The organism is Arthrobacter cheniae, from assembly GCF_003602275.1.
GTDB lineage: Bacteria > Actinomycetota > Actinomycetes > Actinomycetales > Micrococcaceae > Arthrobacter_D > Arthrobacter_D cheniae.
Genome location: NZ_QZVT01000001.1, coordinates 77,316 through 99,667, shown reverse-complemented (window position 1 = coordinate 99,667; position 22,352 = coordinate 77,316). Strand labels below are relative to the sequence as shown.

The following is a 22,352-nucleotide window of genomic DNA, read 5'->3' as shown; positions in this document are numbered from 1 at the left end:
CCACCGAACCGCGCAGCCCAAATGTAATTCACCCCGTTCGGTTCGTCCGAAGCAGCGGTTCGCGTGTGTCCAGGAAACACGACACGCCCGAGCGCGGGGGTGGGAGCCCGGCAGGGTGAGGAACCCGGATCCGTCCGGATTCAGTCTGCAGGGAAGCGTCGTACAACGGACGCAGGAAATGTACGTACGTACCGGAACTGCCCAGGCAGTTATGTAGAGAGAGAGTCGAGACGCCATGGCGGGACAAAAAATCCGCATCCGGCTGAAGTCATATGACCACGAGGTCATTGATGTTTCAGCCCGGAAGATCGTTGAGACGGTGACGCGCGCAGGCGCAACGGTAGTGGGACCAGTGCCCCTGCCGACGGAGAAGAACGTATTCGTTGTCATCCGGTCCCCGCACAAGTACAAGGACAGCCGTGAGCACTTTGAAATGCGTACTCACAAGCGTCTGATCGACATCATTGATCCCACGCCCAAGGCCGTCGATTCGCTGATGCGTCTCGATCTGCCTGCGGACGTGAACATCGAAATCAAGCTGTAAGGGAGAGCGGATACACATGTCTACTTCACTTACGCGCCAGGTAAAGGGCCTGCTGGGCATCAAGCTCGGCATGACCCAGGTCTGGGACGAGAACAACCTCCTCATCCCCGTCACCGTCGTCCAGGCGGACTCGAACGTCATCACGCAGCTCCTCAATGAGGACAATGACGGCTACACGGCCGTCCAGATCGGCTTCGGCCAGATCGATCCCCGCAAGGTCACCAAGCCGCTCGCCGGCCACTTCGAGAAGGCAGGCGTCACGCCTCGCCGTCACGTCGTCGAACTGCGGACCTCCGACGCCGACACCTACTCGCTCGGCCAGGAACTCTCGGTCGAGATGTTCGAGGCAGGCCAGACGGTCGACGTTATCGGCACCACCAAGGGCAAGGGCTTCGCGGGCGTCATGAAGCGCCACGGTTTCCATGGCGTCGGCGCCTCACACGGTGCCCACAAGAACCACCGCAAGCCCGGTTCCATCGGTGGAGCATCCACCCCCAGCCGCGTCTTCCGTGGAATGAAAATGGCAGGCCGCATGGGTGCCGTTCGTCAGACCACGCTGAACCTCAAGGTTCACGCTGTCGACGCCGAGAAGTCGCTGCTGCTGATCAAGGGCGCCGTTCCGGGCGCCCGCGGCCAGGTCGTCCTCGTACGCACCGCCGTGAAGGGAGCATAGCCACATGGCTGCCAACACTGTAAAGGTCGATCTCCCCGCGGAGATCTTCGACGCACAGACCAACGTGCCGCTGTTGCACCAGGTCGTCGTGGCTCAGCTTGCTGCCGCCCGCCAGGGTACGCACAAGACGAAGACGCGCGCCGAGGTGAGCGGTGCAGGCCGCAAGCCCTTCAAGCAGAAGGGAACGGGCCGTGCCCGCCAGGGCTCGATCCGCGCACCGCAGATGACCGGTGGCGGTATCGTCCACGGTCCGACGCCGCGCGACTACAGCCAGCGCACCCCCAAGAAGATGATTGCTGCCGCCCTTCGCGGAGCTCTCTCCGACAGGGCACGCAACGGCCGTATCCACGTCCTCGATTCCCTGGTCGCCGGCGGCAAGCCGTCCACCAAGGGTGCCATCGAGACCCTGCGTTCGATCTCGGAGCGGCCCCGCCTGCTCGTCGTGATCGAGCGTGCCAACGACGTCGCGGCACTCTCCGTGCGCAACGTACCCCAGGTGCACGTCCTCTACGTAGACCAGCTCAACACGTACGACGTGCTGGTGTCCGACGACGTGATCTTCACCAAGGCCGCCTACGACCAGTTCGTCGGCACGGCTGATGTCATCTCCGAGGAGGATGCCAAGTGAGCGGCACCATCGCAAAGGATCCGCGCGACGTCGTCATTGCACCCGTCGTCTCGGAGAAGAGCTACGGCCTGATCGACGAAGGCAAGTACACCTTCCTCGTCGACCCGCGCTCGAACAAGGAAGAAATCAAACTGGCGGTCGAGAAGATCTTCTCCGTGAAGGTCGACTCGATCAACACCATCAACCGGGTTGGCAAGCGCAAGCGCACCAAGTTCGGCTGGGGCCAGCGCAAGGGCACCAAGCGTGCCATCGTGTCCCTCAAAGAGGGCTCGATCGACATCTTCGGCGGTCCGCTCTCCTAGAGCGGAGACCACTTTAACGAGGAATTGAGTTATGGGAATCCGTAAATACAAGCCGACAACCCCGGGCCGTCGTGGCTCGAGCGTTGCCGACTTCGCTGAAATCACACGGTCGACGCCGGAAAAGTCGTTGGTCCGTCCTCTCCCCAAAAAGGGTGGACGCAACAACTCCGGTAAGATCACGACCCGCCACAAAGGTGGTGGACACAAGCGTCAGTACCGCCTGATCGACTTCCGCCGCCACGACAAGGATGGTGTCGACGCCCGCGTTGCCGAGATCGAATATGATCCCAACCGCACCGCTCGCATCGCCCTCCTGCACTACGTCGACGGCACCAAGCGCTACATCGTCGCGCCGAACAAGCTCAAGCAGGGCGACTTCGTGGAGGCAGGCGCCGGGGCCGACATCAAGCCCGGCAACAACCTGCCGCTGCGCAACATCCCCGTGGGTACGGTCATCCACGCCGTCGAACTCCGCCCAGGTGGCGGCGCGAAGATGGCGCGATCTGCCGGTGCGTCGGTCCAGCTCGTCGCGAAGGAAGGCCGTTTCGCCCAGCTGCGACTGCCCTCCGGTGAAATCCGCAACGTCGACGTGCGCTGCCGCGCCACGGTCGGCGAGGTCGGCAACGCCGAGCAGTCGAACATCAACTGGGGCAAGGCCGGCCGTAACCGGTGGAAGGGCATCCGCCCGACCGTCCGCGGTGTCGCCATGAACCCGGTCGACCACCCGCACGGTGGTGGCGAAGGCAAGACCTCCGGTGGACGCCACCCGGTCAACCCGAACGGTAAGGCCGAAGGCCGTACCCGTCGCCCCAACAAAGAAAGCGACTCACTCATCGTGCGTCGCCGTCGTTCCGGCAAGAACAAGCGATAGGAGCCTGGAGACATGCCACGCAGCCTGAAGAAAGGCCCCTTCGTCGATCAGCACCTTTACGTAAAGGTCGCTCGCGAGAACGAATCGGGCACGAAGAACGTCATCAAGACGTGGTCCCGCCGATCCATGATCGTCCCCGACATGCTCGGGCACACGATCGCGGTACACGACGGGCGCAAGCACATCCCGGTGTTTGTCACCGAGTCGATGGTCGGGCACAAGCTCGGCGAATTCGCTCCCACGCGGACATTCCGCGGCCATGTTAAGGACGACCGCAAGGGCAAGCGCCGCTAGGCGCTGCTCTTACGGCTAAGACGAGAGAAGGAAAGCAATGGAAGCCAAGGCTATTGCGCGTCATATCCGCGTAACGCCTATGAAGGCCCGGCGCGTCGTCAACCTTGTTCGTGGTAAGCAGGCGAATGAGGCTCTGGCTATTCTGAAGTTTGCCCCACAGGTTGCTTCAGAGCCGGTTTTCAAGGTGGTCCAGTCGGCAGTCGCCAACGCCCGCGTTCTCGCGGACCGTGACGGCGTTGCCTTCGACGAGGACAACCTCATCATCAGCGAGGCATTCGTTGATGAAGGCCCCACGATGAAGCGGTTCCGGCCGCGCGCCCAGGGCCGTGCGTTCCGCATCAACAAGCGGACCAGCCACATCACGGTTGTCGTCGCTACCCCTGAGAAAGTGGAGGTCCGCTAAGTGGGACAGAAAGTAAACCCGCATGGGTTCCGACTCGGCATCACCACCGACCACAGGTCACACTGGTTCGCCGACAGCAACAAGCCGGGCCAGCGCTACCGTGACTTCGTCCGCGAAGACATCAAGATCCGCCAGCTGATGTCGACCGGCATGGACCGCGCCGGCATCGCCAAGGTCGAGATCGAGCGCACCCGTGACCGCGTCCGCGTGGATATCCACACGGCACGTCCCGGCATCGTCATCGGTCGCCGTGGAGCAGAAGCGGACCGCATCCGCGGCGAGCTCGAAAAGCTCACCGGCAAGCAGGTCCAGCTGAACATCCTCGAGGTCAAGAACCCCGAGATCGAGGCACAGCTCGTTGCCCAGGGCATCGCAGAGCAGCTCTCCTCCCGCGTGGCTTTCCGCCGCGCGATGAAGAAGGCAATGCAGTCCGCGCAGCGCGCCGGCGCAAAGGGCATCCGTGTCCAGTGCTCCGGTCGCCTGGGTGGCGCCGAGATGAGCCGTTCGGAGTTCTACCGCGAGGGACGCGTTCCCCTGCACACGCTCCGCGCCAACATCGACTACGGCTTCTTCGAAGCGAAGACCACCTTCGGCCGCATCGGCGTGAAGGTCTGGATCTACAAGGGTGACATCACGGCGAAGGAACTCGCAGCCCAGGCTGCAGCAGCTCCTTCCCGCGGCCGCGGTGGAGATCGTCCGGGCCGTGGCCCTGCCGGTGCCGACCGCGGTGGCGACCGTGGAGGCGACCGTCGTCGTCGTGCTCCCGAGCGCACCGAGGGCCAGGGTGCGTCAGCACCCGCCGAGACCGCCGCAGCTCCCGTTGCGGCTGAAGGAGGACAGGCTTAAATGCTCATCCCACGTCGAGTCAGATTCCGTAAGCAGCACCACCCGGGTCGTTCCGGCGCTGCGACCGGCGGCACCGAGGTCAGCTTTGGCGAGTGGGGTATCCAGGCGCTGAGCCCGGCATACGTCACCAACCGCCAGATCGAGTCCGCTCGTATCGCCATGACCCGCCACATCAAGCGTGGCGGAAAGGTCTGGATCAACATCTATCCGGACCGCCCGTTGACCAAGAAGCCTGCCGAAACCCGCATGGGTTCCGGTAAGGGTTCGCCCGAGTGGTGGGTGGCCAACGTCAAGCCGGGTCGGGTTCTTTTTGAACTCTCCGGAGTAACCGAAGAGGTAGCCCGCGAAGCCCTGCGCCTCGCGATCCACAAGCTGCCGTTGAAGGCACGCATCGTGCGTCGTGAGGGTGGTGAATAGTTATGGCTCTGGGTTCAAAGGAACTGGCAACAGACCAGCTGGACGGCTTCGATAAGGACCGCCTGGTGGAAGAACTGCGCAAGGCCAAGGAGGAGCTGTTCAACCTCCGCTTCCAGTCGGCCACCGGCCAGCTGGAAAGCCATGGACGCCTCCGCTCGGTGAAGCGCGATATCGCCCGCATCTACACGGTGCTGCGTGAGCGTGAGCTGGGCCTTCGTCCCGAGGTGATTGCTCCCGTCGAGGAAGCAAAGCCGGAAAAGACGGAGAAGGTCAAGAAATCCAAGAAGGCCTCCACGAAGGATGAACCTTCCGTGGACACCGAGGCTTCTGAGGAGGACGCCAAATGAGTGAGCAGAAGAGCGAAGAAGTAACTGTAGGAACCGAGACGGCAGTGCACGACGCCGACTCCCGCGGCTACCGCAAGGTGCGCCGCGGCTACGTGACCTCCGACAAGATGAACAAAACCATCGTCGTCGAGGTCGAAGACCGTGTGAAGCACGCGCTGTACGGCAAGGTCCTCCGCCGCAGCTCGAAGGTTAAGGTCCACGACGAGGAGAACATCGCCGGCATCGGCGACCACGTCCTCATCAGTGAGACCCGTCCGCTGTCGGCCACCAAGCGGTGGCGCCTCGTCGAGATCCTCGAAAAGGCAAAGTAGCAGCGAGCAGAACTAGGGATCCGGTCCGCCGGAGCCCGAACGCAAATGCCCCGGACGCGATTTCGTGTCCGGGGCATTTTCGCGATACGATAAGAATCTTGTCTGTCTGGTGGGTTGGCGCATGCCCTCACGAGGTTCCCTTTCCAGGGTCTCCCTCACGGGTTCCTCCACACCGGGCAAATAGGCAAAAGCCCGATGATCTTGTTCACCATCTCCGCCCTGCAGGTTCGACGCAGGGTCGTGCGCCCAGGCGCACGAGTGGTGAGGACCAGTATCACGGGGCCCACCCATATCCGTTCCGCAAGGCTCGATAAGAGAACCGGCGCGACGACAGGAGTAATCAGTGATTCAGCAGGAGTCGCGGCTAAAGGTCGCCGACAACACGGGGGCCAAGGAAATCTTGACCATCCGCGTTCTCGGAGGATCCGGGCGCCGCTACGCAGGCATCGGCGACGTCATCGTCGCCACCGTGAAGGACGCAATCCCCGGCGGCAACGTCAAGAAGGGCGACGTCGTCAAGGCGGTCATCGTCCGCACCAAGAAGGAACGCCGCCGTGCGGACGGGTCCTACATCAAGTTCGATGAGAACGCAGCAGTGATCCTGAAGAACGACGGTGACCCCCGTGGTACCCGCATCTTCGGCCCTGTCGGTCGCGAGCTCCGCGACAAGCGTTTCATGAAGATCATCTCGCTCGCGCCGGAGGTGCTGTAGTCCATGGCACAGAAGATAAAGCTCAAGATCAAGAAGGGTGACCTCGTGCAGGTCATCACCGGAGCCAAGCAGACCCGCGGCGGAGACCGCGGCAAGCAGGGCAAGGTACTGAAGGTGTTCCCGGAGACCAACCGCGTCCTCGTGGAAGGCATCAACCGGATCACCAAGCACACCAAGGTCGGCCAGTCGCAGCGCGGCACCAAGACCGGTGGCATCGAGGTCGTCGAGGCAACCGTGCACATCAGCAACGTTGCCGTCGTCGATCCCGAGACCAAGAAGCCGACGCGCGTCGGATACCGCACCGAGACCGTCGAGCGTGACGGCCGGGAGCGCCTAGTCCGCGTGCGCATCGCCAAGTCATCAGGGAAGGATCTGTAATGACTGTCGAAACCGCAGAAACCAAGGTTCTTCCCCGCCTCAAGGCCCGCTATGCTGCCGAGATCAAGGCGACACTGCTCGAAGAGTTCGGCTACACCAACGTGAACCAGGTTCCGCGCCTGGTGAAGGTCGTCGTGAACATGGGTGTCGGTGACGCCGCCAAGGACTCCAAGCTGATCGACGGAGCCGTCAAGGACCTCACCGCCATCACGGGCCAGAAGCCCCAGGTGACCAAGGCCCGCAAGTCCATCGCGCAGTTCAAGCTCCGCGAAGGAATGCCCATCGGCGCACACGCCACCCTGCGTGGCGATCGCATGTGGGAATTCACGGATCGCCTCGTCTCCCTCGCACTGCCCCGTATCCGTGACTTCCGCGGACTCAACGGCAAGCAGTTCGACGGCAACGGCAACTACACCTTCGGTCTCACGGAGCAGTCGATGTTCCACGAGATCGACCAGGACAGGATCGACCGCGTGCGTGGCATGGACATCACCGTCGTCACAACAGCCAAGACCGACGCCGAGGGCCGCGCGCTTCTCAAGGCGCTTGGCTTCCCCTTCAAATCCGAAGATTAATCTAACTACGTTGCAGGTCCACTCCAGCCGGCACGCCATGTGCCGTCCGGAATCCGGAAACCGTTTCGAGGAAGGGCAAGAGCCCACATGACAATGACAGATCCTGTCGCAGACATGCTCACGCGTCTGCGCAATGCAAACTCGGCTTACCACGACTCCGTGTCAATGCCGTACAGCAAGCTGAAGGCCCGCGTCGCGGACATCCTCAAGGCCGAGGGCTACATCGCCGGCTGGAAGGAAGAGGAAGCGGAGGTCGGCAAGAAGCTGACCATCGACCTCAAGTTCGGGCCGGATCGCCAGCGCTCCATCGCCGGCATCCGCCGTATCTCCAAGCCGGGGCTCCGCGTGTACGCAAAGTCCACGAACCTGCCGCACGTGCTCGGCGGCCTCGGTATCGCCATCCTGTCCACGTCCTCCGGTCTGCTCACTGACCGCCAGGCATCCAAGAAGGGTGTAGGTGGGGAAGTCCTCGCCTACGTCTGGTAACGGGAAAGGGAAAACAACATGTCACGTATTGGACGTCTCCCCATCACCGTTCCCGCCGGTGTCGAGGTGAAGGTCGACGGCAACGCCGTCTCCGTCAAGGGCACGAGGGGCGAACTGAGCCACACGGTTCCCAGCCCCATCGAGGTCTCCCTCACCGAGGGAACCCTCACCGTCTCGCGGCCGAACGACGAGCGCGAATCGCGTTCGCTCCACGGCCTCACCCGCACGCTGATCTCCAACATGATCGTCGGAGTCACCGAGGGCTACAAGAAGAACCTTGAGATCGTGGGCACGGGTTACCGTGTCCAGGCCAAGGGCAGCGACCTGGAATTCGCTCTGGGTTACAGCCACCCGGTCGCCGTCAAGGCACCCGAGGGAATCACCCTGACTGTCGACAGCCCCACCAAGCTCTCGGTCGCAGGCATCAACAAGCAGCAGGTCGGCGAGGTCGCTGCAACCATCCGCAAGCTGCGCAAGCCTGACCCGTACAAGGGCAAGGGCATCCGCTACGCAGGCGAGATCATCCGCCGCAAGGTCGGAAAGGCTGGTAAGTAACCATGGGTCTGAGCATCAACAAGAAGCGCAGCTCGAAGAGCAAGTCCGCCTCGCGTGGACGCCGCCACCTCCGGGTACGCAAGCGCGTCTCGGGCACGGCTGTCCGTCCCCGCCTGGTCGTCAACCGTTCGGCCCGCCACGTATTCGTGCAGGTCGTCGACGACACCAAGGGCGTGACCGTCGCATCAGCCTCCACTCTCGAAGCGGATCTCCGTGCATTCGACGGTGACAAGACCGCCAAGGCCAAGCGCGTCGGCGAACTGGTTGCAGAGCGTGCCAAGGCCGTCGGCATCGAGGCTGTCGTCTTCGACCGGGGTGGCAACAAGTACCACGGTCGTGTTGCAGCAATCGCAGACGGCGCACGTGAAGGTGGGCTGTCACTGTGACCGAGGAAAACAAGGCAAAGGAAGCCCCATTGAATACGGCTACAGAGCAGCCCGCAGCTGAAGCTCCGGCTGCAGGCGCAACCGACACCGCGTCGGCTGACGCGAACCGTGGCCGCGGCAACACCCGCGGTGGCGAGCAGCGCGGCGGCAACGCCCGCGGTGGCGAGCGTGGCGGCCGTGGTGGTCGCGAGGGCGGTCGCGACGGTGGACGTAGTGACGACAAGGACAAGTTCATCGAACGCGTCGTCAACATCAACCGCGTCGCAAAGGTCGTCAAGGGCGGCCGCCGCTTCAGCTTCACCGCCCTCGTGGTGGTAGGCGACGGCAACGGCATGGTCGGTGTCGGCTACGGCAAGGCGAAGGAAGTTCCCTCCGCTATTCAGAAGGCCGTCGAGGAAGCCAAGAAGACGATGTTCCGCGTTCCGCGGATCGGTGGCACCGTCCCGCACCTGGTGCAGGGCGAGGCAGCAGCCGGCGTCGTACTTCTCCGTCCCGCCTCCCCGGGTACAGGCGTCATCGCCGGTGGTCCGGTGCGTGCGGTACTCGAGTGCGTCGGCATCCATGACGTCCTGTCGAAGTCGCTCGGTTCCGCGAACGCCATCAACATCGTCCACGCGACCGTTGATGCGCTGAAGCGCCTCGAGGAGCCCCAGGCAGTCGCGGCTCGCCGTGGCCTCCCGCTCGATCAGGTCGCATCCCACCAGATGCTGCGCGCGATCGCAGCTCAGAAGGCAGGTGCGTGATGACCGCCATCACTCCGAAGCGTGTGCTCGTGAGCTCGGCGAAGCTCTCGATCACGCAGATCAAGTCCGCTATCGGCGGCAAGCAGAACCAGCGCGACACGCTGCGGTCCCTGGGCCTCAAGCGGATCGGCCACACCGTGGTCCGTGAAGCTGATCCCGTCACCGTCGGCATGATCAACACGGTTCCGCACCTCTTGAAGGTTGAGGAGGCCATCTAATGGCAGAGAACAACAGCGTGGCTCCGGCCGCGACAGAAGTACACGAAGAGCGCGTTCACATGCTCAAGGTCCATCACCTGCGTCCCGCACCGGGCGCCAAGACGGCGAAGACCCGTGTTGGCCGTGGTGAGGGTTCGAAGGGTAAGACCGCAGGCCGTGGAACCAAGGGAACCGCAGCCCGCTACCAGGTGAAGGCAGGATTTGCCGGCGGCCAGTTGCCGCTGCACATGCGTCTTCCCAAGCTGCGCGGCTTCAAGAACCCGTTCCGGGTCGAGTTCCAGGTCGTGAACCTGGATAAGCTGTCCGAGCTGTACCCCGATGGCGGCGACGTCTCGGTGGAGAGCCTGGTGGCCAACGGTGCGGTCCGCAAGAACCAGCCCGTCAAGGTGCTGGGTACGGGCGAGATCACCGTGGCCGTCAACGTCTCCGCTGACGCCTTCTCCGCATCCGCTGCAGAGAAGATCGTGGCAGCCGGCGGCACCGTCACAGAGCTGTAGTCTACTGGCCTCCCCGCTCTCCCGGCGACGTGGGGAGCGGGTCGGCTGTGATCGACGGCACTTAGGAACTAGACTTCTGGTGGGCAGGGCTGAATCAGCCCACCAGGAGTCTTTTTTCGGCTCTGGCCACCCCCAGAATCGGCGTGTTCTCTCGCGCTGGTGACCAACCGTTAGACTCGGTTGTTGTGTACGGTCCGCCATAGGACCACCAGACCTTCAGGAGGACGCTTGCTTAGCGCTATTGGCCGGGCATTCCGGACGCCAGACTTGCGGCGCAAGCTGTTGTTCACGCTGGGAATCATCACCATCTTCCGTCTCGGGGCCTTCATCCCCGCACCGGGCGTCGACTACGGGAACGTCCAGCAGTGTCTTGCCCTGGGCAATACCGACGGCGGCCTGTACCAGTTCGTGAACCTCTTCAGCGGCGGTGCCCTTCTTCAGGTGTCGATCTTCGCTCTCGGGATCATGCCGTACATCACGGCAAGCATCATCACGCAGCTCCTCCGGGTGGTCATTCCCCGTTTCCAGGAACTGCACCAGGAAGGCGCGCAGGGCCAGTCGAAGCTGACCCAGTACACGCGCTACCTGACGATCGCGCTCGGGCTCCTGAATGCGACCACCCTCGTGTCGCTCGCGCGTTCCGGTTCGCTGCTGGGCAACTGCCCCGTGCCGCTGATCCCGGACGATTCGCTGATCACGATCATCCTGCTGATCATCACCCTGACCGCGGGTACCGGCCTCATCATGTGGATGGGCGAGCTCATCACCGAGCGGGGCGTGGGCAACGGCATGTCGCTGCTCATCTTCACGGCGATCGCCGCAGGCTTCCCCACCTCGCTGGGTGAGATCTTCCGGACCCAGGGAGCCACGGTCTTCGCTTTCGTCCTCTTGATGGGCGTCGTCGTCGTCGCCCTCGTGATCTTCGTCGAGCAGTCGCAGCGCCGCATCCCGGTGCAGTACGCCAAGCGGATGGTCGGTCGCAGGACCCTCGGTGGAAGCAGCACGTACATCCCGATCAAGGTCAACATGGCCGGCGTCATCCCCGTGATCTTCGCGTCCTCGATGCTGTACCTGCCGAGCCTGATCGCCCAGTTCAACACCCCCCAGGACGGGACTCCGCCCGCGGGCTGGGTCAACTGGATCACCACGTACCTGACCACTGGTGACCACCCGCTCTACATGGCGATGTACTTCCTCCTCATCGTCTTCTTCACCTATTTCTACGTCGCCATCACGTTCAACCCGGACGAGGTGTCCGACAACATGAAGAAGTACGGCGGATTCATCCCCGGCATCCGTGCCGGGCGTCCGACGGCGGAGTACCTCCAGTACGTGCTCTCCCGCATCACCCTGCCGGGGGCCATCTACCTTGGTCTCGTGGCCCTCATTCCGCTGATCGCGCTCGTGGCCATCGGTGCCAACCAGAACTTCCCGTTCGGCGGCACGTCGATCCTCATCATGGTGGGTGTGGGTCTCGAGACCGTCAAGCAGATCGACGCGCAGCTCCAGCAGCGTCACTACGAAGGGTTGTTGCGTTGACGAGAATGCTGATCATCGGTCCTCCCGGGTCGGGTAAGGGAACCCAGGCTGCTCGCATTTCGGAGCGGCTCCAGGTGGTTGCCATCTCGACCGGCGACATCTTCCGCGACAACGTGAAGCGTGAGACGCCGCTCGGTGTCGAGGCCAAGAAGTACATGGACGCCGGTGACTTCGTACCGGACAGCGTCACCAACCTCATGGTGCGCGATCGCCTCGCGGCCGACGACGTGCAGGAAGGGTTCCTCCTCGACGGATACCCGCGCACGGCAGCCCAGGTGACGGAGCTCGATGACATCCTTCGCGAGAACGACCTCGAGCTCGATGTCGTCCTGCAGCTGACGGCCGACGACGAGGAGCTCGTGAAGCGACTCCTCGGCCGCGCCAAGCTCGACGGCCGCTCCGATGACAACGAGCAGGTCATCCGGCACCGTCTCGGTCTCTACCACGACCAGACCGAAGCTGTGGTGTCGCGCTACGACGAGCGCGGGATCGTCACGAAGGTCGACGGCATCGGCTCCATCGACGCGGTCACCGAGCGCGTCATGGCTGCGCTCAAGGTCGCGAGCTAGGATCAGCATGTTCCGCCAGCCGAAGGTCGAATACAAGACGACCAGCCAGATGCTCGTCATGCGGGATGCCGGTCTCGTCCTGTCCCGGGCGCTCGACCAGGCGGTGGCCGCCGCCCAGGTGGGCGTCACCACGGCACAACTGAACGAGGTGTTCGAGGGCGTCCTCCGCGAGGAGGGGGCGACGTCGAACTTCCTCGGTTACCACGGATTCCCGGCCAGTATCTGCACGTCGGTGAACCATGAGGTCGTGCACGGCATCCCGGGCGACTACGCGCTACAGGACGGCGACATCATCTCCATCGACGGCGGCGCCGTCGTCCGTGGCTGGCACTCCGACTCGGCACGTACCGCCATTGTGGGGACGCCGAGGCCCGAGGACGTCCGGCTGTCGGATGTCACGGAAGAGGCGCTGTGGCGGGGGATCGCGGCGCTGGCGTCCGCGCGGTTCGTCGGAGACATCGGTGCTGCCATCGACGACTACGTCTCGTCCGTGCCGGGACCGGCGCTCGGGATCCTCGAGGACTACGTCGGCCACGGCATCGGCACCCAGATGCACCAGGCGCCAGACGTCCTCAACTACCGCAGTTCCAACCGCGGCCCGAAGGTCCGCGCCGGCCTGTGCCTCGCCATCGAACCCATGCTCGTTCAGGGCGGACTCGAGACGGCCGTGCTCGACGACGACTGGACCGTCGTCACGGTGGATGGCAAGCGTGCATCCCAGTGGGAGCACAGCGTGGCAGTCCACGACGGCGGTATCTGGGTGCTGTCGGCGCCCGATGGGGGAGCGTCGCGCCTCGGGCCCCTCGGCGTCACGCCGGTGCCCCTGGACGAAACCCCCTGATTTAACTATCAGCGGGCAGTAGCGTAGAGTCGTCTGTTGGTTGTCTCTGCTTTCCGTGCCCAATTGGGCCCCGGAGACCTTCCCGCGAGATGAGCTCCGGCTCCCTGCGGGTCCGACAATCAAAACCCTAAACCCGTCCGCTACGCAAGTAGCGGGCATAGACGTTAGCGGAGGATATGGCCAAGAAAGACGGTGTCATTGAGATTGAGGGCACTGTGAACGAGGCACTGCCCAACGCGATGTTCCGCGTTGAGTTGGCCAACGGTCACATTGTTCTCGCCCACATCTCGGGAAAGATGCGCCAGCACTACATTCGAATCCTTCCTGAGGACCGGGTCGTAGTGGAACTCAGCCCGTACGACCTCACCCGGGGCCGTATTGTCTACCGCTACAAATAAGAATCAACTCGAAGGAAAACCATGAAGGTCAACCCGAGCGTGAAGCGGATCTGCGAGAAGTGCCAGGTGGTTCGCCGCAAAGGCAACGTTCTCGTCATCTGCGAGAACCCGCGCCACAAGCAGCGTCAGGGCTAAGAACCTCGCCCGAGGTTTTACCCACGCGTAGCAGTACATTCAACGGCAGAACAGCGTCCCGCAACGGGATGTACACCCCCGGCTCGGAGGCCGGGGACCGGAACTTCAGTTCCGGGCATGTTCTGCTTCATACCTCCGGTAACACCAAAGGAGCACCGCCACCATGGCACGTCTCGCTGGCGTAGACATCCCCCGCGAAAAGCGGGTAGTCATCGCGCTTACCTATATCTACGGCGTGGGCAAGACCCGTGCAGAGAAGACGATCGTCGATACGGGGATCTCCCCGAACACGCGCGTCAAAGACCTCTCCGACGTGGAGCTGGTTCAGCTTCGCGACTACATCGAGGGCAACTTCAAGGTCGAGGGCGACCTCCGTCGCGAAGTTGCAGCCGACATCCGCCGCAAGGTCGAGATCGGCAGCTACGAAGGCATTCGGCACCGCCGCGGCCTTCCCGTACGTGGACAGCGTACGAAGACCAACGCGCGTACCCGCAAGGGCCCGAAGCGTACGGTCGCAGGCAAGAAGAAGGTCGGACGCTAGATCCCCACTGGCTCCCTCACGTGACTCGCTAGCGCTCGTCACGCCAGGGGACCCTCGCCAGCGGAGGCCCCTTTCACCAGGAGCCCCGACGGCATCTGGTTCGACTCAATGCTTTACCCAATACCTTCGTAGGAGAAGTAATGCCCCCCAAGACTCGTGGAGCGGTGCGTAAGCCGCGTCGCAAGGACAAGAAGAACATCGCGCTCGGCCAGGCGCACATCAAGAGCACCTTCAACAACACCATCGTGTCCATCACGGACCCCAGTGGAGCAGTCATCTCCTGGGCCTCCGCCGGTGAAGTTGGCTTCAAGGGCTCACGCAAGTCCACCCCGTTCGCTGCGCAGATGGCTGCAGAAGCCGCTGCGAAGCGCGCCCAGGAGCACGGCGTCCGCAAGGTCGACGTCTTCGTCAAGGGTCCGGGATCAGGTCGCGAAACCGCTATCCGCTCACTGCAGGCCACGGGCCTCGAGGTCGGTTCGATCTCGGACGTCACCCCGAGTGCCCACAACGGTTGCCGCCCACCCAAGCGCCGCCGCGTCTAATAAGGTCCTCGGTCACCGCGCCGCCTTGCAGGAATAACCTTCCCGCAGGGCGGTTCGGTGCCGTTTCCAGTAGCTATTGAGCCGGCTGGCCAGCAGTCCCGCCCATTGAGAAGCGTCATATAGCGGATGCTTCCTGAAAGGAAATGTACGTGCTTATTGCACAGCGCCCCACCCTGACTGAAGAAGTAGTCGCCGACAACCGTTCGCGGTTCGTCATCGAGCCCCTCGAGCCCGGTTTCGGCTACACCCTCGGCAACTCGCTCCGCCGCACGCTCCTGTCCTCGATCCCCGGTGCGGCCGTCACCAGCATCCGCATCGACGGAGTGCTGCACGAATTCACCACGGTTCCCGGGGTCAAGGAGGATGTCACCGAGATCATCCTGAACATCAAGAACCTCGCCGTCTCCTCGGAGCACGACGAGCCCGTCGTCGCCTACCTGCGCAAGCAGGGCCCCGGCGTCGTCACTGCTGCGGACATCGCGCCTCCCGCAGGCGTCGAGTTCCACAACCCGGACCTGCACATCGCGTCCCTCAACTCGAAGGGCAAGTTCGAGCTCGAACTGACCATCGAGCGTGGGCGTGGCTATGTCTCGGCCTCCCAGAACAAGTCGGGCGACTCCGAGATCGGTCGCATCCCGATCGACTCGATCTACTCGCCGGTCCTCAAGGTGACCTTCCGCGTGGAAGCCACCCGTGTGGAGCAGCGCACCGACTTCGACAAGCTGATCGTCGACGTCGAGACGAAGGACGCCATCGCCCCGCGCGACGCCGTCGCTTCCGCCGGCACCACCCTGGTCGAGCTGTTCGGCCTTGCACGCGAGCTGAACACTGCTGCCGAAGGCATCGAGATCGGTCCCTCGCCGACGGACGCAGCGCTCGCTGCCGACATGGCGCTGCCGATCGAGGACCTCGAACTGACGGTCCGCTCGTACAACTGCCTCAAGCGCGAGGGCATCCACTCCGTGGGTGAACTCGTTGCACGCTCCGAGGCCGACCTCATGGACATCCGCAACTTCGGTGCCAAGTCCATCGACGAGGTCAAGGCGAAGCTCGTCGAGCTCGGTCTCTCCCTGAAGGATTCCCCTCCAGGGTTCGACCTTGCCGCCCGCGCTGCTGCCATCGAAGAGGACGACGCCGCCTACGGCGACGAAGAGCTCTAAAACGCTATCTGTCCGCCCGTCGCTCCCGAAGCGGCGGGACGGACACCTAATGAGGAGAAATCACCATGCCCACACCCACTAAGGGCCCACGCCTCGGAGGCGGTCCGGCGCACGAGCGCCTGATGCTCGCCAACCTGGCCGCCTCACTGTTCGAGCACAAGCGCATCACCACCACGGTGACCAAGGCCAAGCGCCTCCGCCCTTACGCCGAGCGTCTCATCACGTTCGCGAAGAAGGGTGACCTTGCGTCGCGTCGCCGCGTCCTCGGTGTCATCAGCAGCAAGAGCATCGTCCACGAGCTGTTCACGGACATCGCTCCCGCCGTCGCCAACCGCGAGGGCGGCTACACCCGCATCACGAAGATCGGCAACCGTAAGGGCGACAACGCTCCCATGGCTGTCATCGAACTGGTGCTGGAGCCCATGTCCGCCAAGCAGTCCGTCGTTGCCGAGGCCGAGCAGGCCAAGGTTCCCGCCGCTGCAGCAGCACCCGTCGCCGGCTCCGTCGATTCGCCCGAGTCCGCAGACTCCGTCGATTCGGTTGATTCCGCTGAGTCCGCAGCATCTGCCGAAGAGGTAGCTGCCGAGGACACCACGGTCGACGCCGAAGCAGGCGCCGCTGACGAGGTCGTCGTCGTCGAGGGCACCACCGAGGACGAGAAGAAGTAATTCTTCCTCCCCGACGCACTCCATGACCACGCAAAAGCCCGCCGTCCCCCACCGGGACGGCGGGCTTTTGCGTGTCCGGCTGGACATCGCCTATGACGGGGCACCCTTCTCCGGCTGGGCACTCCAGCCCGGCCTCACGACTATCCAGGGCGTCGTCGAGGCCGCCCTCTTCATGCTCCTGAGGCGGCAGGTACGCCTGACCGTGGGCGGAAGGACCGACGCCGGTGTCCATGCCCGCGGGCAGGTCGCGCATATAGACCTCACCGCCGCGGAGTGGGCAGGCATGGGCAGGGGCCGTGACGTGGACCCCGCCGATGCCTTCCGGCGTCGCCTGACCGGCACGATCAACCGCGAACTGACCGACGGCGTCTCGGGCAGGGGCCGTCCCGTCAGGAATGCCGTGCCCGCCGTCGTCGTCCGGTCCACCATGTGCGCGCCCGACGGATTCGATGCCCGCTTCTCGGCGCTCTGGCGTCGGTACAGCTACGCCATCGCGGACTCCGCTACGGGGCAGGACCCCCTCCGCCGGCACACCACGCTCTGGTACCCAGCGCCGCTGGACCTGGCACTGCTCAACGAGGGGGCCGCTCACCTCCTCGGGATGCAGGACTTCGCGGCGTTCTGCAAGCCCCGCGAGGGGGCCACGACGATCCGCGAGCTGCAGCGCTACGAGTTCGCCCGCGGGCACGACGGCGCCATCACCGCGACGGTGCAGGCGGACGCCTTCTGCCACAACATGGTGCGCGCGCTCATCGGATCGACCCTGCGGGTCGGATTTGGGGAAATGCCACCCGTCTGGCTTGCCGAGAGGCTCGCCGCCCGCATCAAGGACGCCAGGTCCGTCCTCGCAGCTCCCCACCCCCTCGTCCTCGAGGAGATTGCCTATCCCGGGGACGAGGAGCTTGCTGCCCGCGCCGCCCTGACGCGGGCCCGCCGCAACGCCGGGCACCTCTCGGTGCTACCGGACTCCGAGGAGGACGACTAGGGCGAGCCGACCCTGCACTTCCTCCTTGGAGGGTGCTTTCGCAGTTCCAGGAAAATCCGACGGCGAATCAGCCAAGCAACACGAAGCTCCCGAGTGCGGCGAGCAGCATCCCTGGACCGAACGGGAAGGTCGAACTGCGCGACCCCCGGCGCAGCAGCAGAACAACGACCCCGGCCAGGCCGCCGAAGAGGAATCCGCCGAGGAGTGTGCCCATCCAGGCTGCCGCTCCTGCCCAGCCGGCGAAGAGACCGAGGACGGCGGCGAGCTTCACATCGCCCATCCCCATCCCGGCGGGGGAGATGAGCGCGAGGATCAGGTAGACGGCGAACAGAGCGGCACCGCCCGCCAGCGCGCCCAGCAGGCTGCCCCAGTACCCTGTTCCAGCACTCGCGACGAGCAGCAGGGGGACCGTCGCGGCCGTGAACCGGAGCAGGACCGCATTGGGCAGCAGCTTCGACCGGAGGTCGATCGCGCCCAGCAGGGCGCCGAAGGACGCGAGGACCGCCACGAGCGGGAGGCTCCAGGACGGTCCGACCATCGCGCCGCCCCCGCCGGCGAGCAGTCCCGCCAACAGGGCGAGGGGCAGCCGGAGGGATGAAGGGAGCTCGGTGCGCGGGTCCCTGCCGGCGAGGGGGAACAAGGCGTATCCCAGTGCAGTTGCGACGACGGCGGTGGCCAGGGCAGCGATCACCTAGACGGACTCCTCCATCGAATCCTGCGGCAACCGGCCCACTTCGCCGTTCACGGGTAGCGTCACCGTGAAGCGGCTGCCCTTACCGGGCGCGCTGATGCACTGGATGGAGCCACCGTGGCTCTCGACGATGGACTTCGTGATGGCCAGGCCCAATCCGGCACCGTCGATGTCGGCCCGCCGCGCCGCCGGTGTCCGGTAGAAGCGTGAGAACACCTGCCGGGCCTCATGTTCGGTCATCCCCATCCCCCTGTCCTCGACATGGAGGTTGATCGCGGACTCCGTCTCCTCGGCCCGGACGCTCACCACGCCTCCGCCGGGGGAGTACTTGATGGCGTTGGAGAGCAGGTTGTCGAGGACCTGGGAGATCCGCAGGGGATCGATGAGGGTCCAGAGGGGGTTCTGGGCCTCGGTCTTCAACTTGACGCTGTTCTTCTGGGCACGTAGCCCGTTGGACCGCACGCTCATCTCGATCAGGGCTGCCAGGTCCACAGGCCGCGGGTGGACCCTGACCTGGTCGCCCGCGGTGGAGAGCAGGTCGGCGACGAGGTGCAGGACCCGCTCCGCGTTGCGCTCTGCGACGTCGACGTACCCCTTGAGGTGGCCGGGAAGCGGGTGCTCGTCCTCCAGGATCAGCTCGAGGTACCCGAGCACGGAGGTGAGTGGGGCGTGGAACTCGTGGGAGATGTTCGAGATGAAGACGTCCTTCGCGGAGACGGCCTCGACCAGTTCCGTCACGTCGCTACAGGCGATCAGCGCGCCGGCGATACCGCCGTCTGCGTCCTTGATGGGCCGCGCTGCTGTGGAGAGCGCGCGCTGTGCCTCGTTCTCACCCACCCAGATGAGCTGGTCCGCAAAGGTCTCACCCGTCAGCGCACGGTGGATCGGTTGTCGGTCCACGGGCAGCGGGGTCACACGATCGGGCCCGAACATCAGACTGCCATGTCCGTCGTCGACGTCGTCGTGCCCCACTGCCAAGCGGTTGAACAGTTCCTGCTGGCGATTGGTGAGCGTCGTGTTGCCGTGCGCGTCCACAGCGGTGAGTCCGACGTCGACCGTGTTGAGGATCGCGGTCAGCACGCGTTCGCGGTCGATCGCGGCCCGCAGGAGGTCGTTGAGTTCGCGGTCCTTGCGCTCGATGTCGAGCTCGCGCACGCGCGTGCTGGCGCTCATCACCCGGACCGTGACCCCGATGCAGAGCATCACGACCGGCAGCAGGAGGACTCCCAGGTAGGACCGCAGGGCACTCGGATCGAAGCTCCCGAGCAAGGGCCATGCGGTGACGAGCAGCGATCCGATGACGGCCGAACCCAGAGCGGCCCACGTGGGGAGCGATGACAGCATGAGCCAGAGCACGGGGAAGATCACGAGGACGCCGAGGGCGGGCTGGGTCTCGGCGGCACCGGCCCTTACGAGGGCGATGGCAACGAAGTCGAGGATGGGTACGACCAGCAGGCTTCCACGGGGCAGTTCGCGCCACGGGACCACGACGCACAGAGCCAGCAGGACGAGGATCATCGAGAAACCGAGCTCGAACGTCGGATCGGAGATTAGGCCCGGCCTGAGCAGCGGTGCCGTGACCCCGAGGACGACCACGATCAGGGTGAGGGGGATCTGGCAGAGCACCACGGAGCGGTTGAGGGCGAATCGCGATGCCGCGAGCCGCAGCCACACCGCGCTGCCATCCCTAGGCACGCACTATCCAAGGAGAGGTGAAACCCTGCATACCGACAACTTCCCGACGCTGAGACCTACGTACTGAGTACCATTATGTGGCCCAACCCGCGTTTTGCACTGGTACCCGGCAGAAAAGGGGAACAACGGCAGGCAGAATGGGATCCATGATGAGTCGAACGTGCTTCAGCGAATGCTGGGAGGGGACAGAGTGAGCGATCCAGGGGTGGCGGTCGTCATCGAGGACGACACCGATGTTCGGAACCTGGTGGCTGCCGTCCTCAGGCAATCGGGATTTGAGGTCCATGTGGCTCCGAGTGGGAGGGTCGGCGTCGAACTGGTCCGCGCACACGACGCCACCGTGGTCACGATCGACGTCGGGCTCCCGGACATCGACGGATACGAGGTGCTGCGGCGCATCCGTGGGTCCAGTAACTGCTATGTCGTGATGCTGACGTCGCGCGGGGATGAGCTCGACACGCTGACGGCCCTCCAATCCGGAGCCGATGACTACATCACCAAGCCATTCCGTCCGCGTGAGCTACGGGCACGAATCGCCGCGATGCTGCGGCGACCACGGGTTGCCCCCGAACCTCTGGTCGCTGCCGCTCCGGCCGCCGCGCACCCCTTCGCTGCCCAACCAACCGCCCCGCCGTCGTCGGTCGCTGCTGCCGCTCCTCCGGCAGACCCGGCTCCGATCCTCGAGCACAACGGGCTGGTCCTCAACGCTGCAGCCCGTACTGCGGCTGTCGACGGACGCGACCTGCCGCTGACGCGGAGCGAGTTCGACCTGCTGAACGAGATGCTCAAGAGCAACGGCTCGGTGAGGACCAAGGCTGATCTGGTGCGCGTTGTCCGCGGCGACTACTACGGCGAGGACACTTACATCAGCGACTCGGACGAGCGTGCGATCGAGGTGCACATCGGCAACCTGCGCCGGAAGCTGCAGGAAGACCCCAAGAACCCGCGCTGGCTGCAGACCGTCCGCGGTGTGGGTTACCGGCTGACACCGATGCGCTGAGAAGTCGCCCGTCAGGCGGGTACCAGATACCGGCTCTCGAGCTCGCGGATGGTGTCAAGTCCGCACCGCTCGATCTCGGGTAGTACCCGGCGCGCCGTCTCCAAATCGGCGGTGAGGACAGCCGACTCGAAGCTCGCAGCCAGTGCGGACAGGCGCGTGGCGCCAACCATGGTGGAGGAGCTGCGGAGGCTGAGGGCGACGTCGAGGGCTGCGGGCAGGTCCGCGTTGCCGATGGAGCTGGTGAGGCGGAGGAACCGGTCCCCGAAGCCGATGACATAGTCCTGGGCGAAGGCTTTGGCCGGTCCGGCGTCGTTCAGCTGCTGCTCGAGGCTGGAGAGGACAGTGAGGTCCACGAGCGGCAGGACCTCAGGGGCACAGTCTAGGAGCATCATGTCAGGCTACTTCCGTGGTCTGACGGTTTGCCGAGAAGCGGCTGATGCATAACTGCGCACGTGCTTCCTCATTCTCCGGCTGAATAGACGTGATCATCAAGCTTCTCGAGGAGCCTCTCATTGGCCGGCGAACGTGGCCATGACGTTGATGACCGCCGGCCCGAGGATCACGATGAACAGCACTGGGAAGATGAAGAACAGCAGGGGAAAGAGTACTGTCACCGGAAGCTTCATCGCCTTTTCCTCCGCACGCTGGCGCCGTTTGACGCGCATTACTTTCGCTTGGGTGCGCAGCACTCCCGACAGCGCAATCCCGTAGGCGTCGGCCTGCACGATAGCTTTGACGAAGCTTCGAAGTTCTGGAATGCTGCTGCGTTCGGCCAGGGCCAGGTAGGCTTCCCGGCGGCTTCGCCCTACCTGCATGTCCTGCAGCGTCCGCACCAGCTCCTCGGCGAGCGGGCCCTTGCCATTCTCGCCGGCACGCTGCATAGCGCTTTCGAAGCCGAGCCCGGCCTCCACGGAGATCAGCATCTGGTCCAGCGTGTTCGCGAGCTCCAGCTGCATCGCCTTCTGGCGCTCCTGGCCCCGGCTGTAGAGCAGCAGGTCGGGGATGAAGTAGGCGAGGACGACGACGAAGATCCCGAGGAGGATGAACTGCTTCGTCGGATTCGAGCTGATGAGCAGGAGCGCCAGCAGTCCGGCGACGAGGGCCAATGCCGGCTTTGCCGTGAGGACCTTGGCGAGCGGCAGGGACGCCGGGCGTCCCGCCAGAGCCAGGAGGTGGTCCAGCTTCTGGACGTACCCCTCGGGAGTCAGCCGGCGCCCGAACTGCAGGAGCGGGCTCGGTCGTACTACGGCGTCGGCCCCGACCGCTCCTGCTCCCCGCGTGAGGTTCTGCTGCACGGTCCTGCGTGCCTTGGTGTCGGAGGTGAGCAGGGACCACGTCAGGTAACCGAGGGGGCCGGCCACCATGAGCAGGGACATCGAGAGTGTCGGATTCATCGCGTCGT

Annotated in this window: 35 protein-coding genes; 31 read left to right on the top strand and 4 right to left on the bottom strand. The window is 64.4% G+C overall.

The window, feature by feature from the left end:
* Nucleotides 1-235 precede the first annotated feature (235 nt).
* The 30 genes from rpsJ to D6T63_RS00400 all read left to right on the top strand — a co-directional run bounded on the left by rpsJ (nucleotide 236) and on the right by D6T63_RS00400 (nucleotide 17,564).
* Entirely contained in the window at nucleotides 236-544 is a 309-nt protein-coding gene (gene rpsJ / locus D6T63_RS00545) for a 30S ribosomal protein S10 (protein ID WP_026531952.1), read from the top strand.
* A 16-nt stretch (nucleotides 545-560) separates the two neighbouring features.
* Entirely contained in the window at nucleotides 561-1,217 is a 657-nt protein-coding gene (gene rplC / locus D6T63_RS00540) for a 50S ribosomal protein L3 (protein ID WP_120147084.1), read from the top strand.
* Between the two features lie 4 nt (nucleotides 1,218-1,221).
* On the top strand, nucleotides 1,222-1,845 hold the full coding sequence (gene rplD, locus D6T63_RS00535; RefSeq protein ID WP_120147083.1) for a 50S ribosomal protein L4: 624 nt from the start codon (nucleotides 1,222-1,224) through the stop codon (nucleotides 1,843-1,845).
* Nucleotides 1,842-2,147, top strand: a complete 306-nt coding sequence (rplW, locus tag D6T63_RS00530) for a 50S ribosomal protein L23 (protein WP_026531955.1) — start codon at nucleotides 1,842-1,844, stop codon at nucleotides 2,145-2,147. The genes rplD and rplW overlap by 4 nt, the downstream gene beginning before the upstream one ends.
* 31 nt (nucleotides 2,148-2,178) lie before the next feature.
* The gene (gene rplB / locus D6T63_RS00525; RefSeq protein ID WP_120147082.1) at nucleotides 2,179-3,018 is read left to right on the top strand and encodes a 50S ribosomal protein L2; all 840 of its coding nucleotides are present in this window, start codon (nucleotides 2,179-2,181) and stop codon (nucleotides 3,016-3,018) included.
* A gap of 12 nt (nucleotides 3,019-3,030) precedes the next feature.
* A complete protein-coding gene (gene rpsS / locus D6T63_RS00520) occupies nucleotides 3,031-3,312 on the top strand; it encodes a 30S ribosomal protein S19 (RefSeq protein WP_026549122.1) in 282 nt (93 codons plus the stop codon).
* Nucleotides 3,313-3,349: 37 nt separating this feature from the next.
* Complete coding sequence (gene rplV, locus D6T63_RS00515; protein ID WP_049829178.1) at nucleotides 3,350-3,715, top strand: 50S ribosomal protein L22; 366 nt, start codon at nucleotides 3,350-3,352, stop codon at nucleotides 3,713-3,715.
* Nucleotides 3,716-4,561: a 30S ribosomal protein S3 gene (gene rpsC, locus D6T63_RS00510; RefSeq protein WP_120147081.1), complete on the top strand. Its 846-nt coding sequence runs from the start codon at nucleotides 3,716-3,718 to the stop codon at nucleotides 4,559-4,561. It begins immediately after the preceding gene.
* Nucleotides 4,562-4,978, top strand: a complete 417-nt coding sequence (gene rplP, locus D6T63_RS00505) for a 50S ribosomal protein L16 (RefSeq protein ID WP_120147080.1) — start codon at nucleotides 4,562-4,564, stop codon at nucleotides 4,976-4,978.
* A gap of 2 nt (nucleotides 4,979-4,980) precedes the next feature.
* Entirely contained in the window at nucleotides 4,981-5,325 is a 345-nt protein-coding gene (gene rpmC, locus D6T63_RS00500; protein WP_120147079.1) for a 50S ribosomal protein L29, read from the top strand.
* Nucleotides 5,322-5,636, top strand: coding sequence for a 30S ribosomal protein S17 (gene rpsQ / locus D6T63_RS00495; protein WP_120147078.1), 315 nt, complete (start codon nucleotides 5,322-5,324; stop codon nucleotides 5,634-5,636). Before rpmC ends, rpsQ begins: the two co-directional genes overlap by 4 nt.
* A 343-nt stretch (nucleotides 5,637-5,979) precedes the next feature.
* A complete protein-coding gene (gene rplN, locus D6T63_RS00490) occupies nucleotides 5,980-6,348 on the top strand; it encodes a 50S ribosomal protein L14 (protein ID WP_049829173.1) in 369 nt (122 codons plus the stop codon).
* 3 nt (nucleotides 6,349-6,351) lie between these two features.
* Nucleotides 6,352-6,726 (top strand): 50S ribosomal protein L24, encoded by a 375-nt coding sequence (rplX, locus tag D6T63_RS00485; protein ID WP_120147077.1) that lies wholly within the window; start codon nucleotides 6,352-6,354, stop codon nucleotides 6,724-6,726.
* Nucleotides 6,726-7,301, top strand: coding sequence for a 50S ribosomal protein L5 (gene rplE / locus D6T63_RS00480; protein WP_120147076.1), 576 nt, complete (start codon nucleotides 6,726-6,728; stop codon nucleotides 7,299-7,301). Before rplX ends, rplE begins: the two co-directional genes overlap by 1 nt.
* An 87-nt stretch (nucleotides 7,302-7,388) precedes the next feature.
* Nucleotides 7,389-7,787: a 30S ribosomal protein S8 gene (gene rpsH / locus D6T63_RS00475; RefSeq protein ID WP_043440638.1), complete on the top strand. Its 399-nt coding sequence runs from the start codon at nucleotides 7,389-7,391 to the stop codon at nucleotides 7,785-7,787.
* An 18-nt stretch (nucleotides 7,788-7,805) separates the two neighbouring features.
* Nucleotides 7,806-8,342 carry a 50S ribosomal protein L6 gene (gene rplF / locus D6T63_RS00470; RefSeq protein WP_120147075.1) on the top strand — a complete coding sequence of 179 codons (537 nt, stop codon included), beginning with the start codon at nucleotides 7,806-7,808 and terminating at the stop codon, nucleotides 8,340-8,342.
* Nucleotides 8,343-8,344: 2 nt separating this feature from the next.
* Nucleotides 8,345-8,728, top strand: a complete 384-nt coding sequence (rplR, locus tag D6T63_RS00465; RefSeq protein WP_120147074.1) for a 50S ribosomal protein L18 — start codon at nucleotides 8,345-8,347, stop codon at nucleotides 8,726-8,728.
* Nucleotides 8,725-9,471: a 30S ribosomal protein S5 gene (gene rpsE / locus D6T63_RS00460; protein WP_182976819.1), complete on the top strand. Its 747-nt coding sequence runs from the start codon at nucleotides 8,725-8,727 to the stop codon at nucleotides 9,469-9,471. The genes rplR and rpsE overlap by 4 nt, the downstream gene beginning before the upstream one ends.
* Nucleotides 9,471-9,689 (top strand): 50S ribosomal protein L30, encoded by a 219-nt coding sequence (rpmD, locus tag D6T63_RS00455; protein WP_120147072.1) that lies wholly within the window; start codon nucleotides 9,471-9,473, stop codon nucleotides 9,687-9,689. Before rpsE ends, rpmD begins: the two co-directional genes overlap by 1 nt.
* A complete protein-coding gene (gene rplO / locus D6T63_RS00450) occupies nucleotides 9,689-10,186 on the top strand; it encodes a 50S ribosomal protein L15 (protein ID WP_120147071.1) in 498 nt (165 codons plus the stop codon). Before rpmD ends, rplO begins: the two co-directional genes overlap by 1 nt.
* 228 nt (nucleotides 10,187-10,414) lie before the next feature.
* Nucleotides 10,415-11,725 (top strand): preprotein translocase subunit SecY, encoded by a 1,311-nt coding sequence (secY, locus tag D6T63_RS00445; RefSeq protein WP_120147070.1) that lies wholly within the window; start codon nucleotides 10,415-10,417, stop codon nucleotides 11,723-11,725.
* Nucleotides 11,726-11,730: 5 nt separating this feature from the next.
* The gene (locus D6T63_RS00440) at nucleotides 11,731-12,294 is read left to right on the top strand and encodes an adenylate kinase (RefSeq protein WP_120147069.1); all 564 of its coding nucleotides are present in this window, start codon (nucleotides 11,731-11,733) and stop codon (nucleotides 12,292-12,294) included.
* A gap of 7 nt (nucleotides 12,295-12,301) precedes the next feature.
* Complete coding sequence (gene map, locus D6T63_RS00435; RefSeq protein WP_120147068.1) at nucleotides 12,302-13,135, top strand: type I methionyl aminopeptidase; 834 nt, start codon at nucleotides 12,302-12,304, stop codon at nucleotides 13,133-13,135.
* A gap of 176 nt (nucleotides 13,136-13,311) precedes the next feature.
* Nucleotides 13,312-13,533 (top strand): translation initiation factor IF-1, encoded by a 222-nt coding sequence (gene infA / locus D6T63_RS00430; RefSeq protein WP_019481515.1) that lies wholly within the window; start codon nucleotides 13,312-13,314, stop codon nucleotides 13,531-13,533.
* A gap of 21 nt (nucleotides 13,534-13,554) precedes the next feature.
* Nucleotides 13,555-13,668, top strand: coding sequence for a 50S ribosomal protein L36 (rpmJ, locus tag D6T63_RS00425; RefSeq protein WP_043440658.1), 114 nt, complete (start codon nucleotides 13,555-13,557; stop codon nucleotides 13,666-13,668).
* A gap of 163 nt (nucleotides 13,669-13,831) precedes the next feature.
* Nucleotides 13,832-14,209 (top strand): 30S ribosomal protein S13, encoded by a 378-nt coding sequence (gene rpsM / locus D6T63_RS00420; RefSeq protein ID WP_043440660.1) that lies wholly within the window; start codon nucleotides 13,832-13,834, stop codon nucleotides 14,207-14,209.
* A gap of 140 nt (nucleotides 14,210-14,349) precedes the next feature.
* A complete protein-coding gene (rpsK, locus tag D6T63_RS00415) occupies nucleotides 14,350-14,751 on the top strand; it encodes a 30S ribosomal protein S11 (RefSeq protein WP_104052715.1) in 402 nt (133 codons plus the stop codon).
* Between the two features lie 149 nt (nucleotides 14,752-14,900).
* Nucleotides 14,901-15,911, top strand: a complete 1,011-nt coding sequence (locus D6T63_RS00410) for a DNA-directed RNA polymerase subunit alpha (RefSeq protein ID WP_120147550.1) — start codon at nucleotides 14,901-14,903, stop codon at nucleotides 15,909-15,911.
* A gap of 65 nt (nucleotides 15,912-15,976) precedes the next feature.
* The gene (gene rplQ, locus D6T63_RS00405) at nucleotides 15,977-16,579 is read left to right on the top strand and encodes a 50S ribosomal protein L17 (protein ID WP_120147067.1); all 603 of its coding nucleotides are present in this window, start codon (nucleotides 15,977-15,979) and stop codon (nucleotides 16,577-16,579) included.
* Nucleotides 16,580-16,601: 22 nt separating this feature from the next.
* Nucleotides 16,602-17,564, top strand: coding sequence for a tRNA pseudouridine synthase A (locus D6T63_RS00400; RefSeq protein ID WP_120147066.1), 963 nt, complete (start codon nucleotides 16,602-16,604; stop codon nucleotides 17,562-17,564).
* Between the two features lie 67 nt (nucleotides 17,565-17,631).
* Here the strand turns inward: D6T63_RS00400 and D6T63_RS00395 are convergent, their stop codons facing one another.
* On the bottom strand, nucleotides 17,632-18,255 hold the full coding sequence (locus D6T63_RS00395; protein WP_120147065.1) for a prepilin peptidase: 624 nt from the start codon (nucleotides 18,253-18,255) through the stop codon (nucleotides 17,632-17,634).
* Nucleotides 18,256-19,950 (bottom strand): sensor histidine kinase, encoded by a 1,695-nt coding sequence (locus tag D6T63_RS00390; protein WP_147394275.1) that lies wholly within the window; start codon nucleotides 19,948-19,950, stop codon nucleotides 18,256-18,258.
* A gap of 190 nt (nucleotides 19,951-20,140) precedes the next feature.
* Here D6T63_RS00390 and D6T63_RS00385 point away from each other — a divergent pair, with 190 nt between their 5' ends.
* Nucleotides 20,141-20,950: a response regulator transcription factor gene (locus D6T63_RS00385; protein WP_120147063.1), complete on the top strand. Its 810-nt coding sequence runs from the start codon at nucleotides 20,141-20,143 to the stop codon at nucleotides 20,948-20,950.
* Nucleotides 20,951-20,961: 11 nt separating this feature from the next.
* Here D6T63_RS00385 and D6T63_RS00380 read toward each other — a convergent pair whose 3' ends face one another.
* Nucleotides 20,962-21,342 carry an Hpt domain-containing protein gene (locus tag D6T63_RS00380; protein WP_120147062.1) on the bottom strand — a complete coding sequence of 127 codons (381 nt, stop codon included), beginning with the start codon at nucleotides 21,340-21,342 and terminating at the stop codon, nucleotides 20,962-20,964.
* A 117-nt stretch (nucleotides 21,343-21,459) separates the two neighbouring features.
* Complete coding sequence (locus D6T63_RS00375; RefSeq protein WP_120147061.1) at nucleotides 21,460-22,344, bottom strand: type II secretion system F family protein; 885 nt, start codon at nucleotides 22,342-22,344, stop codon at nucleotides 21,460-21,462.
* Between the last annotated feature and the right edge of the window lie 8 nt (nucleotides 22,345-22,352).

Bases quoted from the DNA above. Each gene is read 5' to 3' on its own strand.
- D6T63_RS00375 (WP_120147061.1), bottom strand. From the start codon at position 22,344: ATGAATCCGACACTCTCGATGTCCCTGCTCATGGTGGCCGGCCCCCTC.
- rpmJ (WP_043440658.1), top strand. From the start codon at position 13,555: ATGAAGGTCAACCCGAGCGTGAAGCGGATCTGCGAGAAGTGCCAGGTG.
- rpmC (WP_120147079.1), top strand. From the start codon at position 4,981: ATGGCTCTGGGTTCAAAGGAACTGGCAACAGACCAGCTGGACGGCTTC.
- rplX (WP_120147077.1), top strand. From the start codon at position 6,352: ATGGCACAGAAGATAAAGCTCAAGATCAAGAAGGGTGACCTCGTGCAG.
- D6T63_RS00440 (WP_120147069.1), top strand. From the start codon at position 11,731: ATGCTGATCATCGGTCCTCCCGGGTCGGGTAAGGGAACCCAGGCTGCT.
- rpsH (WP_043440638.1), top strand. From the start codon at position 7,389: ATGACAATGACAGATCCTGTCGCAGACATGCTCACGCGTCTGCGCAAT.
- rplC (WP_120147084.1), top strand. From the start codon at position 561: ATGTCTACTTCACTTACGCGCCAGGTAAAGGGCCTGCTGGGCATCAAG.
- map (WP_120147068.1), top strand. From the start codon at position 12,302: ATGTTCCGCCAGCCGAAGGTCGAATACAAGACGACCAGCCAGATGCTC.
- rpsK (WP_104052715.1), top strand. From the start codon at position 14,350: ATGCCCCCCAAGACTCGTGGAGCGGTGCGTAAGCCGCGTCGCAAGGAC.
- rpsM (WP_043440660.1), top strand. From the start codon at position 13,832: ATGGCACGTCTCGCTGGCGTAGACATCCCCCGCGAAAAGCGGGTAGTC.
- D6T63_RS00400 (WP_120147066.1), top strand. From the start codon at position 16,602: ATGACCACGCAAAAGCCCGCCGTCCCCCACCGGGACGGCGGGCTTTTG.
- D6T63_RS00380 (WP_120147062.1), bottom strand. From the start codon at position 21,342: ATGATGCTCCTAGACTGTGCCCCTGAGGTCCTGCCGCTCGTGGACCTC.
- rpsJ (WP_026531952.1), top strand. From the start codon at position 236: ATGGCGGGACAAAAAATCCGCATCCGGCTGAAGTCATATGACCACGAG.
- rpsQ (WP_120147078.1), top strand. From the start codon at position 5,322: ATGAGTGAGCAGAAGAGCGAAGAAGTAACTGTAGGAACCGAGACGGCA.
- rplV (WP_049829178.1), top strand. From the start codon at position 3,350: ATGGAAGCCAAGGCTATTGCGCGTCATATCCGCGTAACGCCTATGAAG.
- rpsS (WP_026549122.1), top strand. From the start codon at position 3,031: ATGCCACGCAGCCTGAAGAAAGGCCCCTTCGTCGATCAGCACCTTTAC.
- rplF (WP_120147075.1), top strand. From the start codon at position 7,806: ATGTCACGTATTGGACGTCTCCCCATCACCGTTCCCGCCGGTGTCGAG.
- rplQ (WP_120147067.1), top strand. From the start codon at position 15,977: ATGCCCACACCCACTAAGGGCCCACGCCTCGGAGGCGGTCCGGCGCAC.
- rplR (WP_120147074.1), top strand. From the start codon at position 8,345: ATGGGTCTGAGCATCAACAAGAAGCGCAGCTCGAAGAGCAAGTCCGCC.
- rplO (WP_120147071.1), top strand. From the start codon at position 9,689: ATGGCAGAGAACAACAGCGTGGCTCCGGCCGCGACAGAAGTACACGAA.
- rpmD (WP_120147072.1), top strand. From the start codon at position 9,471: ATGACCGCCATCACTCCGAAGCGTGTGCTCGTGAGCTCGGCGAAGCTC.
- rplP (WP_120147080.1), top strand. From the start codon at position 4,562: ATGCTCATCCCACGTCGAGTCAGATTCCGTAAGCAGCACCACCCGGGT.
- rplB (WP_120147082.1), top strand. From the start codon at position 2,179: ATGGGAATCCGTAAATACAAGCCGACAACCCCGGGCCGTCGTGGCTCG.
- rplE (WP_120147076.1), top strand. From the start codon at position 6,726: ATGACTGTCGAAACCGCAGAAACCAAGGTTCTTCCCCGCCTCAAGGCC.
- infA (WP_019481515.1), top strand. From the start codon at position 13,312: ATGGCCAAGAAAGACGGTGTCATTGAGATTGAGGGCACTGTGAACGAG.
- rplD (WP_120147083.1), top strand. From the start codon at position 1,222: ATGGCTGCCAACACTGTAAAGGTCGATCTCCCCGCGGAGATCTTCGAC.